Source organism: Streptomyces violascens (assembly GCF_014649955.1).
GTDB lineage: Bacteria > Actinomycetota > Actinomycetes > Streptomycetales > Streptomycetaceae > Streptomyces > Streptomyces violascens.
In genome coordinates, this window is sequence record NZ_BMUA01000013.1 from 134,140 (window position 1) to 148,129 (window position 13,990).

Annotated in this window: 11 protein-coding genes; 5 read left to right on the forward strand and 6 right to left on the reverse strand. The window is 70.3% G+C overall.

Annotation, left to right across the window (positions count from 1 at the left end; genetic code table 11):
* Nucleotides 1-23 precede the first annotated feature (23 nt).
* The 5 genes from IE206_RS24530 to IE206_RS24550 form a co-directional block, all read right to left on the reverse strand.
* Nucleotides 24-830, reverse strand: coding sequence for an SAM-dependent methyltransferase (locus IE206_RS24530; protein WP_226599769.1), 807 nt, complete (start codon nt 828-830; stop codon nt 24-26).
* Nucleotides 831-2,904: 2,074 nt separating this feature from the next.
* Nucleotides 2,905-3,804 (reverse strand): LysR family transcriptional regulator, encoded by a 900-nt coding sequence (locus IE206_RS24535; RefSeq protein ID WP_189965546.1) that lies wholly within the window; start codon nt 3,802-3,804, stop codon nt 2,905-2,907.
* Between the two features lie 37 nt (nt 3,805-3,841).
* Nucleotides 3,842-5,071: an MFS transporter gene (locus IE206_RS24540; protein WP_189965549.1), complete on the reverse strand. Its 1,230-nt coding sequence runs from the start codon at nt 5,069-5,071 to the stop codon at nt 3,842-3,844.
* Nucleotides 5,072-5,373: 302 nt separating this feature from the next.
* A complete protein-coding gene (locus IE206_RS24545; RefSeq protein WP_189965697.1) occupies nt 5,374-6,216 on the reverse strand; it encodes a class I SAM-dependent methyltransferase in 843 nt (280 codons plus the stop codon).
* A 129-nt stretch (nt 6,217-6,345) separates the two neighbouring features.
* Nucleotides 6,346-6,933: a helix-turn-helix domain-containing protein gene (locus IE206_RS24550; RefSeq protein WP_189965551.1), complete on the reverse strand. Its 588-nt coding sequence runs from the start codon at nt 6,931-6,933 to the stop codon at nt 6,346-6,348.
* Nucleotides 6,934-7,168: 235 nt separating this feature from the next.
* On the opposite strand from IE206_RS24550, the gene IE206_RS24555 reads away from it, so the two are divergent.
* Entirely contained in the window at nt 7,169-8,587 is a 1,419-nt protein-coding gene (locus IE206_RS24555) for a M14 family zinc carboxypeptidase (RefSeq protein ID WP_189965553.1), read from the forward strand.
* A 51-nt stretch (nt 8,588-8,638) separates the two neighbouring features.
* Here IE206_RS24555 and katG read toward each other — a convergent pair whose 3' ends face one another.
* Entirely contained in the window at nt 8,639-10,870 is a 2,232-nt protein-coding gene (gene katG, locus IE206_RS24560) for a catalase/peroxidase HPI (RefSeq protein ID WP_189965556.1), read from the reverse strand.
* 353 nt (nt 10,871-11,223) lie between these two features.
* Between katG and IE206_RS24565 the strand changes: the two genes are divergently transcribed.
* The 4 genes from IE206_RS24565 (at nt 11,224) to IE206_RS24580 (ending at nt 13,874) form a co-directional block, all read left to right on the forward strand.
* A complete protein-coding gene (locus IE206_RS24565; protein ID WP_189965558.1) occupies nt 11,224-11,637 on the forward strand; it encodes a Fur family transcriptional regulator in 414 nt (137 codons plus the stop codon).
* Between the two features lie 179 nt (nt 11,638-11,816).
* The gene (locus IE206_RS24570) at nt 11,817-12,206 is read left to right on the forward strand and encodes a cell division protein SepF (protein ID WP_053730371.1); all 390 of its coding nucleotides are present in this window, start codon (nt 11,817-11,819) and stop codon (nt 12,204-12,206) included.
* Nucleotides 12,207-12,330: 124 nt separating this feature from the next.
* Nucleotides 12,331-13,497: an AAA family ATPase gene (locus IE206_RS24575; RefSeq protein WP_189965560.1), complete on the forward strand. Its 1,167-nt coding sequence runs from the start codon at nt 12,331-12,333 to the stop codon at nt 13,495-13,497.
* A complete protein-coding gene (locus IE206_RS24580) occupies nt 13,494-13,874 on the forward strand; it encodes a nucleotide pyrophosphohydrolase (protein ID WP_189965562.1) in 381 nt (126 codons plus the stop codon). Before IE206_RS24575 ends, IE206_RS24580 begins: the two co-directional genes overlap by 4 nt.
* The last annotated feature ends 116 nt before the right edge of the window (nt 13,875-13,990 follow it).

The window sequence follows — 13,990 nt, forward strand, 5'->3', positions numbered from 1 at the left end:
GCACGGACAGCGGCTTGGGTGTCTCAGGCGTTGCCGAGTCGGCCGACGCCACCCCACTCGACCCAGTCCTCGCCCGAGCGGGGCACGACCTGGCTGTCCGGACGCCAGGTGGTGACGTCGCACAGGCCCGGCGTGAGGATGGTCAAGCCGTCGAAGTAGCCGCGCACATCCTTCTTCTCTCGGACGCGGCCCCAGTTGTCGTGCGTGACCTTGCTCATGAGGGCGGTGACGCGATTGCGGACGTCGGCCCGGTCGCTGACGAGCTGACAGATCACCAGGAAGCTCCCTGGCGCGAGCTTCGCCTTGACGCGGTCCAGCATCGGCTGGACGTCGTCGTCCTTGAGACAGTGGGCCACGGAGACGAAGAGCGCCGCTGTGGGCTTGTCCTGCTGAAAGCCCGCCGCGTGGGCGGCGTCGAAGATCGCGTCGGTGTCGCGCATGTCCATGTCGAGCACGGTGACCCGGTCGTTCTGGTCGAGCCGGGAGCGGCCGTGTGCCAGGACCAAGGGGTCGTTGTCCACGTACACGATCTTGGAGCTGTCGTCCACGCGCTGAGCGACTTCATGGACGTTGTCCTGGGTGGGCAGGCCGGACCCGTGGTCGATGAACTGCCGGATGCCCTCTTCCTGCGCCAGGATGCGTACCACTCGACGCAGGAAAGCCCGGTTGTTGAGCGCGAGGGCCTTGCTGCTCGGCGCGATGGCGAGGAGGTCGTCGCAGGCGGCGCGGTCACTGGCGTAGTTGTCGACGCCCCCGAGCAGCCAGTCGTACATGCGGGCCACACTGGGGGTTTCGGTGTCGATGACGTCAGAAATGGGGTTTCTCCTCACGTCTCAGCTGCCCCTGAGGCGTCCTGTCCGGAGCGCTGCGGGATGGAAATTCCCATGGTAGAGGCCGTGTTGACGGCCCATAAGCTCTGAACCGGCCCCCCTCGCCCCAGGGGAGTGACGGAGGGAAAGGTGTGCGAATTTGTGCGCGGCGCGGGGGAAACACCGGAACGTCAGTCGGCGCACCACGAGCACGGGGGCATCATTGCCGCGCGGCTCTCCCGGCCGAGGCGGCGTCGGCCAGGCTGATGCCTCCCGCGGGGAAATGGCCGGGGGCAGTGCTGAAGGACATCCGAAGGGTGTCCCGGGCGGGCCTGAGGCGCAACGGGGCCGCGCCGAGCGCGGTGGCCAGAGCGGCCACGCCCGGCCAGTCCGGGACGTGGACTCCGTCGAGGACCGCCTGAACCGTTTCTGCGGACAGGCCCGTACGGCTCTCCAGGACAGCGGGCGAGGGCCGGCCGCAGCCGGTTGAAGACCGCGCAGAGCGGCAGCCGGCCGACCAGCGGCTGCGGCCACCGATTCCCAGGGGCACGGGCCTGCCTGGACGGCCTCTTCCCAGAGCAGCCTGACATCCTGCGGCCGCCCGCCCAGAAGCGACACCCAGTCGCTCACCGTCGCCCAGTTCGGCGCCCCTTGCGTGTCGGCGGCTTCGCGGAGCACGGCGTCCGCGAGAGCCGGCTCGGCTGCTGCGGCCAGGGCATGAAGTGCCTTTTCCAGGGCGGAAGCTGGGGGATAGGGGTCGGTGTCTGGCCTCGGCTCGGCTCGTGTCGGTACGGGGCAGAGGCATCCGCTCGCTGGACTGTCCTTCGTCGTGAGCCAGGGGCAGCCCGATCCGCGCCCGGCTCCACCTGCGCGGCCGGCGCGTCCCGGCTTTCTCCAGACGCCGACCGCTGGCGCAGCACGTACCGACAAACCCCTCCGCCGCCCCATCCAGTCGGCCGACCAGTGCCAGGAGGTGGTCCAGAGGCAGTCCCTGCTCGGCTCCGTCCACCAGCTCGGCGACGCGCTGGTGCAGCCGTTCGCCCGCCACGGCAGGCGTGGTCGGCGCAGCCTCGCGCAGGGCCGCCACCCTGCGGTCTCGGCGCTGTTGCGCCTTCCGGCGGCACCGCGTGCCGCAGTACAGACGCCTGCGGCCCGGACCGGTGCGCTGCGCAAAGGGCCGCTCGCAGAAGAGGCGGCATGCCAACTCGCCAATGTCCGCCGCTCGTTCTCCACTCCGAGCCCTGTCCGATGCCAACTGGCCATTCGATGGCATGTGTTGGGGGCGTACCGACGGCGGCACGCCCCCAACACGGGCCGATCAGACGCCGCGAACGAAGACGCGCCGCACGGGGAGGCGACGCGCGGAGTAGCAGTGCACGGTGACACCACCGGACAGTGCCGCGCTCACCAACTGCTGCAACGCAGAAGCCGAGTCATGCATGCTCCCCGTGCAGAGACAGGTGGTGATCACGACGATGATCACCACCACTCCGGCACGCGGTGACAGTGAAGAGGTTTGCCGTAAGCCCGACTGCGGGATACTGAGCCGGGATGCCGCGCAGTTCTCCAACGCGCCGCGGTTTCCTCGGTTGATCACGAGGGGTACTTCCCTTCTGGTTCATCGGTGGTCCCGGGCGTTCCAGCGCCCGGGACCTCTTCCGTGTCGCCGGCGGACCGGCGGCAGCTGAATGTAACCGTCCCGGGCCCCTCCCTTGCGGGCGTTCGCAGAAGACACCTCGCACGTCTCCCTCATGCAAAAGAAGAGGGCGCCATCGGCGTCAAGGCGGCGCGCCTGATGTCACACCATTGGTCACATGAAATGTGAATCACATTGGCGTGAAAGAAGGCTGCGAATGGCTCGATCCATCCAGTTTTCGCGATGAAGTGTTCCCTGAACGGTCAAGCGGGAAAGGGAAGATCACTCTCCGGTCTCCTCCTGTCCCTGCATCCTGCTTCGAAAATCACCCGCAGGGGTGTACACGCAATCTTTGAACAGGCCTGGGGGCGTGGTTTCCCACGGGTGTATGCAACAAAATGCACCGCCGTGCTGTTACCCGGATGCAAAGACACCGCCTCATCCGCGGCACCCCGCGCTCTAAGCGTCCGCCGAAGCCCTCCGGTTCCGGCCCCGTACGAAGGCGGACCGCTCGGCCGGCCGGTCCTCGCGCAGGGCGCGGCCGAACGTCGCGGCGTAGGGGTGCGGGTTGGTGCGCGGGTAGGCGTAGGTGAGGACCGCGGGCGGGGCGCCCGTGAGCGGCAGGTACAGGATGTCCGGGTCCGGGTGCTGTGCGGCCACCGACACCGGGAGCACGCCGACCCCGCGCCGGGCGGCGACGGCGTGCAGGTACTCCTCGATGTTGGAGGTTTCCGCGCCGATCTCGGGAGTGGCGTCGGCCGGCCAGTCCTGCGCGGTGAGCGTGCCGCTGACGGTGTTGACGATGATGCAACGGCGCCCCAGATCACGCCAGGTGACCCGGTCGCGCACCGCAAGGGTGGAGGTCCGGGCGACCGCCGCGATGTTCGGCTCCCGCAGGATTTCGGTGGTGACCAGGCGCGGATCGCGGACGGCGCCCCACACCAGGGCCGCATCGACGCAGCCCTCGCGCAGTCCGGCCGTACGGTCGTCGCGGCGTACGGGCTGCACGAGGACGAGGTGCCGCTCCTCCAGCGTGGCCTGCGCCCGGCGGCCGCGCTGGAGGGGGTAGCCCCACGCGTAGCCCAGTCGCAGCGAGGACGGCGGCTCGGCAGGCCGGAGGGCCGTTTCCAGCTGGGGCAGCAGGACTTGGAGATCGGCCCGCAGGCGCTGCCCCTCCGCGGTGAGCCGGGGGTGGCGGGTGCTGCGGTCCACCAAGGCCCGGCCCAGTACCGCCTCCAGGCGCTGGATGTGCCGGCTCAGCGTGGGCTGGGAGATACCGAGACGGTCTGCGGCCCAGGTGAAGTGCTGCTCCTCGGCCAGGGCCAGAAAGCATTGCAGGTGACGCAGCCCGATATCCATGCACACGATGCTAGCCAACTCCGGTCATTTTCCCAGGTCAGGGTGTTGCGATGGCGTTCTCTCCGCGCCGCGGGGCACCACGTACCACGGTCAGGTGCAGCACGAGGGCGAGCACGGTGAGCGCGCCCGTGTAGTACGGGAGTGTGGCCGCGGCGGTGCCGAGGCCCAGTACGAGGCCGCCCAGTGCCGACCCGATGGCGCTGCCGAGGTAGACGGCGGAACCGTTCAGGGAGACGGCGACCGTGGCCTGTTCGGGCTGGACCGCGATGAGCTGGTGCTGCTGAGGCACTTGCAGGGCCCAGCCGGCCGCGCCCCAGACAACGAGCGGGACGACCGTCAGGGCCGCTGCGGCATGAGCGGCGGCGGGCAGCGCGAACTGACCGGCCACGACGAGGACCAGGATCCAACTGACCGCGGCGAAGGGACGCTTGGTCCGGTCCACGACGCGGCCGATGAGGAGGCTGCCGACGATGCCGCCCGCGCCCCACGCCCACATGGCCCAGACCGTCTGGTCGGTGTGCGCGGCGTCGAGCAGGAACTCGGCGAGGTAGGTGTACAGACCGAGGCTTGCGATACCGCCGAGCAGAGAGACGGACACGATGCCCGCCACCCGGCCGCTCGCGAGGGCGCCGAGCCGCCGGCCCAGCGGCGGTGGAGGACTCACCTCGATCCTCGGCAGCCGCACGATGCCGATCAGCGCGATCACGCCCAGCGCGGTGATCAGCCACAGCGTGCCGCGCCACCCGATGTGCGAGGCGAGGAGCATGCCGACGGGGACGCCGATGACGGTGCCGATGCTCAGCCCGCCCATGACCGTGGCGAGCGCGCGGCCACGCCGTTCCGGGGTGGTCAGGCCCGCTGCCGTGGCGGCGGCTATCGGCGAGTACACGCCGGCGCCGATGCCCGCCACCGCGCGGGCGAACAGGAGGACCGGCAGCGTGGTCGCGAGCGCGGTCAGCGCGTTGCCGATCGTGAAGACCCCCAGCGCCACGCCGAGCAGCACTTTCACCGACCGCTTGGCGAGCAGGGTGGCGAACACCGGACCGCCCAGCGCGTAGCAGAGCGTGAAGACGGTGACCATCTGCCCGGCCGACGACGCCGAGATGTCCAGATCCTTGGACACGCGAGGCAGCAGTCCGGCCATCACATAGGCGTCCACGCCCAGCGCGAACGTGCCCAGCGCGAGGAGCGGGATGAATCTGCCGCGACCGTCGTGCGCCTTCGCAGTCGTTGTCGTTGTTGTCGTTGTTGTCTGTGTGGCGCTCATCCGAGGCGCTCCAAGTCCGTTTTGGTGCCGACCTGCCGGCCTTCGGGGGGTCGGCCCGGCCGACAGGGCCGGTCAACTGGGCTTCCCTTCCACCTGGTTGAGCGGCCACCGAAGCCGTACGGACCCCCGATCGCCCGATTACACAAAGCCGGTATCCCTCCCGCAAACCGGTCTCGTGCATCTCTGATGCAGGCTCTGCATGCCCGCAGGTCATCGCAGCGAGAGGCGCCCCTGAGATGCCGGTCACACGCGCCCGCCCGGCCCGTTGCGGGGCGCCTGACCTGCGGCTCTTCGGACGGGCATCAGGCGCGGCGCGCCGCCCAGACCGTACGTTCCGTGCGTACCGCGAGGTCGGCGCGGCGCAGGATGCTGTGCGGGCCGTCGGCGGCGAGCAGCCGGTCGAGCGCGGTGAGGTCCTCGGCCGGCAGGGCCTGTGCGACGGTGCCGCGCATGCGCTGAAGGCCGCGGAGGGCGTAGCGGCCGATCGCCTCGTGGCGGGAGCCGTCGAGGTGCACCGTGATCGTGCGTGTCTCTTCGACGGTGAACCCGGCGTCGGTCAGCCCGGGGCCCCAGTCGGCGCCGCAGTGCGGCACGTGCTCAGCGTGGTGCTGGTCGCTCGCGGCGTGGATGCGCTCCTCAAGGCCGGGCCGCTCCTCGGGACCCCCCTCGGGCAGGAAGCGAGGGAAGCCGACCGGCTCGACGACGGCGAAAAGACCACCGGGCGCGAGCAGTTCATGGACCTTGCGCAGCGTGCGGGCCGGGTCGGCCATGTGGTGCATCGAGGCCGACGCCCAGACGAGTTCGGGCGTGCCGAGGTCGGGCCAGGCCGCGTCGAGATCGGCCTGCACCGTACGCACCCGGTCGTCCACGCCGCTCGCCTCGGCCTTCTCGCGCAGGCGCCGCAGGTGGTCGGCCGAGGAGTCCACGGCGGCCACCTCGGCTTCGGGGAAGCGGGCGAGGAGTGCGAAGGTGCCGGCCCCCGTGCCGCAGCCCAGGTCCACGATGTGAAGCGGGCCGGACTTCAGGGGCAACGATGCCGTGATGGACGCGGTGTGCTCGGCGAGCACCTCCGCGTCCAGGTCGAGAATCTCCGCCTGGCCGGTGCTGTCCGTTTCGTGCTGGTGGTCAGTGCTGGATGCGGGGATGCGTGGGTCATGTCGTCGACGCTGGGGCCCTCTTGCGCGTACGGCACGACATCTCCCGGGATGCGCAAGGTGATGCCCTGCCGGGTTGCCGAATGCGCAAATACCGCAGAGGGCCGGTCGTCGGCGGCCTCAGGCCCGGCCTTTGTCGCCACCGCCGTCCGGACGCTGGTGGCTGCGGCGGGCGTCGCGGTCGAAGATGCCCAGGACTTCGCACGGCCCGCCCTCGGCACCGATGGCGTGCGGCAGCATCGTGGGGAACTCGGCGGCCTGGTGGGTCTCGATACGGAAGCGGCGGTTGCCCAGGAGAAGCAGCGCGGTGCCGGACAGGACGACGAGCCATTCGCGGCCGGGGTGGGCGCGCATGCGCGAGGGGCTGGCCGGGGGCGGCTCGGTCAGGCGCTGGCGGATGACGGTCATGCCGGGGTCCGCCTTGACGGGCCAGCGCATCTGGCCGCGGGCGGAGTCGATCACCGGGCTGGAGACGACGTCGTCGGCGGCGGTCTCGACCAGCTGATCGAGCGTCGTGTCCAGAGCGCGGGCCAGCGTGACGAGACTGTCGAGCGCGAGCCGGCGCTGCCCGTTCTCGATCCGGCTGAGCGTGGACTGACTGAGCCCGGCCCGCCCGGCCAACTCCTCCAGCGACCAGCCCCGCGCCAGGCGCAGAGCACGGATCCGCTTGCGTACGAGGCTGTCGAGATCGCCGTCACTTTGCGTCATGGGCAGCACGGTATGCCGTGGCCGCATGAGGTGCTCGCTGCCGATCCCCGCAAGCCCTCACCCGAATGCCCCCCCCGGCATCACCCACATCCCCCGCCACCCAGGCGCGAGCCCGCAGGCAGCCATAGCCTCGCGGCACAAGGCTCAAGGCGACGGCTCGGGGCGCCCGCGAAGCCCGCCACCGTGCTTCCTCGTCGGCTCCGCGCGCCCCCGTACCCCCACGGAAGGCCCGCTCATGTCCGACAGACGGCTCGCGCTCATGGCCGCCGTAGGCCTCGTTCTGGCTGCCGCCGCGCTTCCCCCGGCGGCCACGGCCGACACCCCCGGCCCGCATGCCGACACCCTCGTCACCTACCGCGTACCGATCCGGCACACCCAGGACGCGCATACTCTCGCCGCCGCCGGGTTCGACCTCCTGGAGCGGCGGGAGGGCAACGACCTGTTCGTCCTCGGTGATCCAACGACCGCCGCCTCCCTGCAGCAGATCGGGTTCAGCGCGACCGCCGTCGGGACTCAGCCGCGGCCGACCCCCAACACCGTCCGGCCCGCCGTGGGCGACACCTACCACGGCGGTTACCGCACCGTCGACGGGAGCTACGCCCACCTCGACCAAGTGGCCGTCCAGCACCCGGATTTGGCCACCGTCGTCACGTACGGGCAGTCCTGGCGGAAGAAGCAGGACAGCGCCAAAGGCCGCGATCTCAAGGCCGTCTGCGTCACCAAGATGCAGCCGGGGGACTGCGCACTCGTCCCGAACTCCACGAAGCCCCGCTTCTTCCTCATGGGGCAGATCCACGCCCGCGAGATCACCACCGGCGAGGTCGCCCTGCGGTGGATCGACGAGCTGACGACCCGGTACGGCAAGGACGCCGACATCACCAAGCTGATGGACACCACCGAGATGTGGGTCGTGCCCCTCGCCAACCCGGACGGCGTCGACATCGTCGCCTCCGGCGGCGACAACCCCGTACTCCACCGCAAGAACGCCAACGACTCGCACGGCAAGACCTGCGGCCACAGCGGCCAGATCGGCATCGACCTCAACCGCAACGCCGGCACCCACTGGGGCGGCCTGGGCACCTCGCAGAAGCCCTGCGGCCAGGAGTACCTCGGCCCGGCCGCAGACTCAGAGCCGGAGAACGCCGCCCTGGAGGGCCTGTTCCGGCAGCTGTACCCGGCCGTGCGCACCGGCACCGAGAACGACGCCCCCGCGCCGGCCGAGGCCCGGGGCATGATGATCAGCCTTCACGGCGACGCGAACATGGTGCTGCTGCCCTGGGGGTTCGACCACACCGCGCACACCGGCAGCGACTCCGCCCTGCGCGCCCTGGCCACCGAGATGGGCTCGCTCACTGGGTACAAGTCCGGGCAGGCCGGCGAGATCCTGTACGACGCGTCCGGCGGCACCGACGACTGGACCTTCGACAAGCTCGGCCTCGCCAGCTTCACCATCGAGGTCGGCGACAGCGACGGCCGCGGCTGCGACGGATTCACCCCGCCCTACTCCTGCCAGGACACCTACTTCTGGCCAAAAATGAAACCCGTCCTCCTCTACGCCGCCCAGCACGCGGCGGCGCCGTACCGGACCACCGCCGCCGTCAGTGAGGCCGATGCGCCGGAGGCCGCCGCACCCGCGCCGGCCGGGGAGATCTGACCCGCGGAAACGGTCCAGGCCGGCTCGATCGGGCCGGCCTGGACCCAGGGATCAGACGAGGTCGAACCGGTCCAGGTTCATGACCTTGGTCCACGCCGCGACGAAGTCCTTCACGAACTTCTCCTTCGCGTCGTCGCTCGCGTACACCTCCGCGATCGCGCGCAGCTCCGAGTTGGAGCCGAAGACCAGGTCGGCGCGGGTGCCCGTCCACCGGACGCGACCCGTGGCGCTGTCACTGCCCTCGAAGGTGTTCTGGTCCGCGGACGTCGCCTTCCACGTCGTCCCCAGGTCGAGCAGGTTGACGAAGAAGTCGTTGGTGAGCGTCCCCGGCCTGTCCGTGAACACACCGTGCGAGGACTGCTGGTGGTTGGCGCCGAGCACGCGCAGACCGCCCACGAGGACGGTGAGCTCGGGGGCGCTCAGGGTCAGCAGGTTCGCCTTGTCGAGCAGCAGGTACTCGGCCGGCAGGCGGTTGCCCTTGCCCAGGTAGTTGCGGAACCCGTCGGCCGTCGGCTCAAGGGCCGAGAACGACTCCACGTCCGTCTGCTCCTGCGAGGCGTCCACCCGGCCCGCCGCGAACGGGACCTCGACGGCGACGCCGCCGTCCCTGGCAGCCTTCTCCACACCCGCGGCGCCTGCCAGCACGATCAGGTCGGCGAGCGAGATCTGCTTGCCGCCGGACTGCGCCGCATTGAAGGACGTACGGACTCCTTCGAGGGTGCGCAGAACCGTCGCCAGCTCGTCGGGCTCGTTCACCTCCCAGCCGCTCTGCGGCTGCAGGCGGATGCGCGCGCCGTTGGCGCCGCCGCGCTTGTCACTGCCGCGGAAGGACGAGGCGGCCGCCCACGCCGTCGACACGAGCTGCGACACCGTAAGGCCCGAGGCGAGGACCTTCTCCTTGAGGGAGGCGATGTCCGCCGCGTCGACGAGCTCGTACGAGCGCGCCGGCAGCGGGTCCTGCCACAGCAGCTCCTCGGAGGGGACCTCCGGGCCGAGGTAGCGCACGACGGGGCCCATGTCGCGGTGGGTCAGCTTGAACCAGGCGCGGGCGAAGGCGTCCGCGAACGCCGCCGGGTCCGCCAGGAAGCGCCGCGAGATCTGCTCGTACGCCGGGTCGAAGCGGAGCGACAGGTCGGTCGTCAGCATCGTCGGGGCGTGCTTCTTCGACGCGTCGAAGGCGTCCGGCACGGTGTCCGCGCCGGCGCCGTCCTTCGGCCGCCACTGGTGGGCGCCCGCGGGGCTCTTGAACAGCTCCCACTCGTAGCCGAAGAGGATCTCGAAGAAGCTGTTGTCCCAGGCGGTCGGCGTGTTCGTCCAGATGCCCTCGAGACCACTGGTGATCGCGTCGGCGCCCACGCCGGTGCCGTGGCTGCTCTTCCAGCCGAGGCCCTGCTGCTCCATGGGAGCGGCCTCGGGGTCGTTGCCGACGGCGTCCGCCGGGCCCGCGCCGTGGGTCTTGCCGAAGGTGTGGCCGCCCGCGATCAGGGCGACGGTCTCCTCGTCGTTCATCGCCATCCGGCGGAACGTCTCGCGGATGTCCCGCGCCGCGGAGATGGGGTCCGGGTTGCCGTTGGGGCCCTCCGGGTTGACGTAGATGAGGCCCATCTGGACCGCGCCGAGCGGGTTCTCCAGCTCACGGTCGCCGGTGTAGCGCTCGTCGTCGAGCCAGTTGGTCTCGGGGCCCCAGTACACGTCCTCGTCCGGCTCCCAGACATCTGCGCGGCCGCCGCCGAAGCCGAAGGTCTTGAAGCCCATCGTCTCCAGGGCCACATTGCCGGTCAGGACCATGAGGTCGGCCCAGGACAGGCTCTTGCCGTACTTCTTCTTCACCGGCCACAGCAGGCGGCGGGCCTTGTCGAGGCTCGCGTTGTCCGGCCAGCTGTTGAGCGGAGCGAACCGCTGCTGGCCGGCTCCCGCGCCGCCGCGGCCGTCGCTGATGCGGTACGTGCCCGCGCTGTGCCACGCCATACGGATCATGAGCGGGCCGTAGTTGCCGAAGTCGGCCGGCCACCAGTCCTGCGAGGTCGTGAGCAGCTCCGCGATGTCCCGCTTCACGGCCGGGAGGTCGAGGGCGTTGAACGCCGCCGCGTAGTCGAACTCCTCGCCGAGGGGGTTCGCCACGGCCGGGTTCTTCGCGAGGATCTTCAGGTTCAGCCGTTCCGGCCACCACTGGCGGTTTCCGCCGCCCTGCGTCGGGTGCGGTGCGCGCTCGTGCGCGACCGGGCAGCCGCCTGTGCCCTCCGTCTTGGCGTCGGTGACGATTGCATCGGGGTTCTCGGACATGGCAATCCTTCTTCACTCGGTGGATCACAGTGCTCAGGAACTGCGGGCGGTGAAACGACCGGGGCACGGGCACCGGCTTGACGGCCTCGGCCTTGTTGCGTTGTGAAGCCGGGGCCTGCGGACGGGGACCGGGTCGGGGCCCTCGCCGCGAGGGTCTGGGGGACACGGCCGTTGCGGGTGGGACGGAAGTCTTCCTGTCCCTAGGCTATCGGCGGCATCGATCCTACGATGGACCAAATCCAAGTCAAGAAGTACACCAAACCCATATTCCATCGGAACGCGGCCGCTCCCTGGCTGGCACACTGCGCGTGTTCCACCGAATCCCGACCCCTGACGTGGACAGGTGAAACGGTATGAGTGACCTGCTCGAACGGCTCCGAGGGCGCGGCTGGCGGATGACGTCCCAGCGGCGCGTCGTCGCGGAGATCCTGGACGCTGGCGACCACGTCCATCTGACGGCCGACGAAGTGCACGTCCAGGCCGCCGAGCGACTGCCCGAGATCTCCCGCGCGACCGTCTACAACACCCTGGGCGAGCTGGTCTCCCTCGGCGAGGTCCTGGAGGTCTCCACCGACGGCCGCGCCAAGCGCTACGACCCCAACGCCCACCACCCCCACCAGCACCTCGTGTGCTCCAACTGCGGCACCATCCGCGACGTCCACCCCACCGGCGACCCACTGGCCGACCTCCCGGACGACGAACGCTTCGGCTTCACCCTGTCCCGCGCCGAAATCACCTACCGCGGACTGTGCCCGTCCTGCTCCTAGACACGATCCCGCTCGGCCGCTCATAGGGACGCGCGTACGCGTGCCACCCCATGAGACGAGTCGTAGCCCATGAGATGAGTCATAGCCGACACCTCTTGGGCCGTGTCGAAGTTGGGCTGAACGGGTGAGCGGCGTCATCATGGCCGGATGCAGATACAGCACGTGGGCGAGGTGGTCCGGTGAGCAGGTACGACGTCACCGACGAACAGTGGGAGGGGCTCGCCCAGGTCGTTCCGCTGCGCGGCCGCAACGAATGGCCGTCCAGAGTCGACCACCAGACCATCCCCGGCGACTACGCGACCGTCGAACAACGGCGCTTCGTCGTCCTCAGGGTGCAGATCTTCGCGGACGCCCGCGAAGTCGCCGAATACCTCATCGCACAGATCCCCGTCCTCCTCGACCTGACGGGCGCCGACCCCGAAGTCGCCAAGCGGATCCTCGACTTCAGCACCGGCGTCGTCTTCGGCCTGGGCAGCGGAATGCACCGCGTCGACCGCAACGTCTTCCTGCTCGCCCCGGCCGGCACCGAAGTGGAAGGCATCGCCGCGGCGGCCGTCCCGCACCCCTGACCCACCCCCACGCCCCACCGCCCCGCCCCAGGACCGTCCCGCAGCGCTGTGCCGTCCCTCATTAGTAGGAAGGTCACCGAGGCGGAACGGTTCGTCAGTTTTACGGCTGCGTACGGTCCCAGCCATGACCACGACGAACACCAACAGTGACCGGACCGGCCGCCCCGATCGACCCACCGTCACCGAACTCAGGCTGTCCTCCTTCCGGGCACACCGAGGTGCGGCCATCCCGCTCGGCCCGCTCACCCTGGTCACCGGGCCGAGCGGCAGCGGCAAGACCAGCGTCCTCGAAGCATTCGAAGCCCTCGCCAGACTCGGCTCGGGCGCATCGCTGGGATCCGTGTTCCGCGACCCCGCGGGATGCGTGCCCGAACGCGCCGACGCCGACGCCCAGGGCCGCCGCGGCTTCCGCATCGGCTGCACCGTGGACGGACCCGCCGGACCCGTCCGCCTCGACCTCGCGATCCAGGCCGAACCGGAACTCCGCGTCGTCGGCGAACGTTTGACCAGCGAAGGACAGATCCTCCTCAGCACCGCACTGCGCGACCCGAGCCGCTCCACCGTCCAGGCGGCCTGGCACACCGCGGGCGCGGTCCCCGTCACCCGCGCACCGCTTCCCGACGACCGGCTCGGCACCGCGCTGCTGCCGCTGCGCGTCGCGGGCAAGACAGAAGGACAACTGCGCGTCCTGGCCGCCGCCGAACAAGTCGTCGTCGCCCTGCGCTCGGTGTTCGCCTGCGACCCCCAGCCCCAGCGCATGCGCGAACCCGTCGTCCCCGCCCAGGGAAGCGGTGCGGGACGATTGAGGCGCGGCTGCGACAACCTCGCCGAAGTCCTCTTCCGCACCCGCACCGAATGCGGCATCCGCCACGGCCGCCTCGTCACCGCGGCCCGTGCGGGCTGCGCCGGCCCCGTCACAGGCCTCACCACCGAGCAGCTCGCCGACGGCACGTTACGAGCCGTCCTCGCCCGCGGCGCGACCCGGCACGCCACCCCCGTCGGCCGGCTCGGCGAAGGCGAACTCCGCTACCTGGCCCTCGCCCTCGTCCTGCTCACCGGACCCGGCGTCCTCGCCGTCGACCCCGTCGCCGAAGTACCCCCGGCCATGCAGACGCTCGCCGTCCTCGCCGACGGACTCGACCGCGCACTCGACCCCCGCCAGAGCCGCGAACTCATCGCGCTGGCCGCCGAGATGTGCGCCCGCGGCCACATTCGGCTGCTCGCCGCCGTCGGGGACGGAGCGGGGGCCCGCGAGGCCCACGGGGCGACGGTGGTAGACCTGGAACCGTGAACCAACTCGACGTACCGGCCCTGCAGCGCAGGCTCGCCGCCTTCGCCGCCGCCCGCGACTGGCAGCCGTACCACACCCCGAAAAACCTCGCCGCGGCCCTCAGCGTCGAGGCCTCCGAACTGCTCGAAATCTTCCAGTGGCTCACCCCCGAGCAGTCGGACCGGGTGATGACCGACCCGGACAGGGCCCACCGCGTCACCGACGAGGTCGCCGACGTCCTCGCCTACCTCCTCCAGCTCTGCGAGGTGCTCGGCATCGACGCGTTGGCCGCCCTCTCCGCCAAGATCGACCGCAATGAACTCCGCTTCCCCGTACCGGAAACACCGAAGCACCCGAACAACTCGCCGACAGACACGGAGAGTCACTCATCCGAGTGACCGAGATACTCACAATCGGCTTGCTGTGCACAGATTTCCGATTTCCTCTGGCTTTCCGAGCCACTCACGCTCACGCTAGGTAGTGGACGCGAAGCTCGGGTCCATCGCACGAACGG

Coding starts and splice junctions, on each gene's coding strand:
- IE206_RS24565 (WP_189965558.1), top strand. CDS start 11,224: ATGAGTGACCTGCTCGAACGGCTCCGAGGGCGCGGCTGGCGGATGACG.
- IE206_RS24535 (WP_189965546.1), bottom strand. CDS start 3,804: ATGGATATCGGGCTGCGTCACCTGCAATGCTTTCTGGCCCTGGCCGAG.
- IE206_RS24575 (WP_189965560.1), top strand. CDS start 12,331: ATGACCACGACGAACACCAACAGTGACCGGACCGGCCGCCCCGATCGA.
- IE206_RS24540 (WP_189965549.1), bottom strand. CDS start 5,071: ATGAGCGCCACACAGACAACAACGACAACAACGACAACGACTGCGAAG.
- IE206_RS24555 (WP_189965553.1), top strand. CDS start 7,169: ATGTCCGACAGACGGCTCGCGCTCATGGCCGCCGTAGGCCTCGTTCTG.
- IE206_RS24550 (WP_189965551.1), bottom strand. CDS start 6,933: ATGACGCAAAGTGACGGCGATCTCGACAGCCTCGTACGCAAGCGGATC.
- katG (WP_189965556.1), bottom strand. CDS start 10,870: ATGTCCGAGAACCCCGATGCAATCGTCACCGACGCCAAGACGGAGGGC.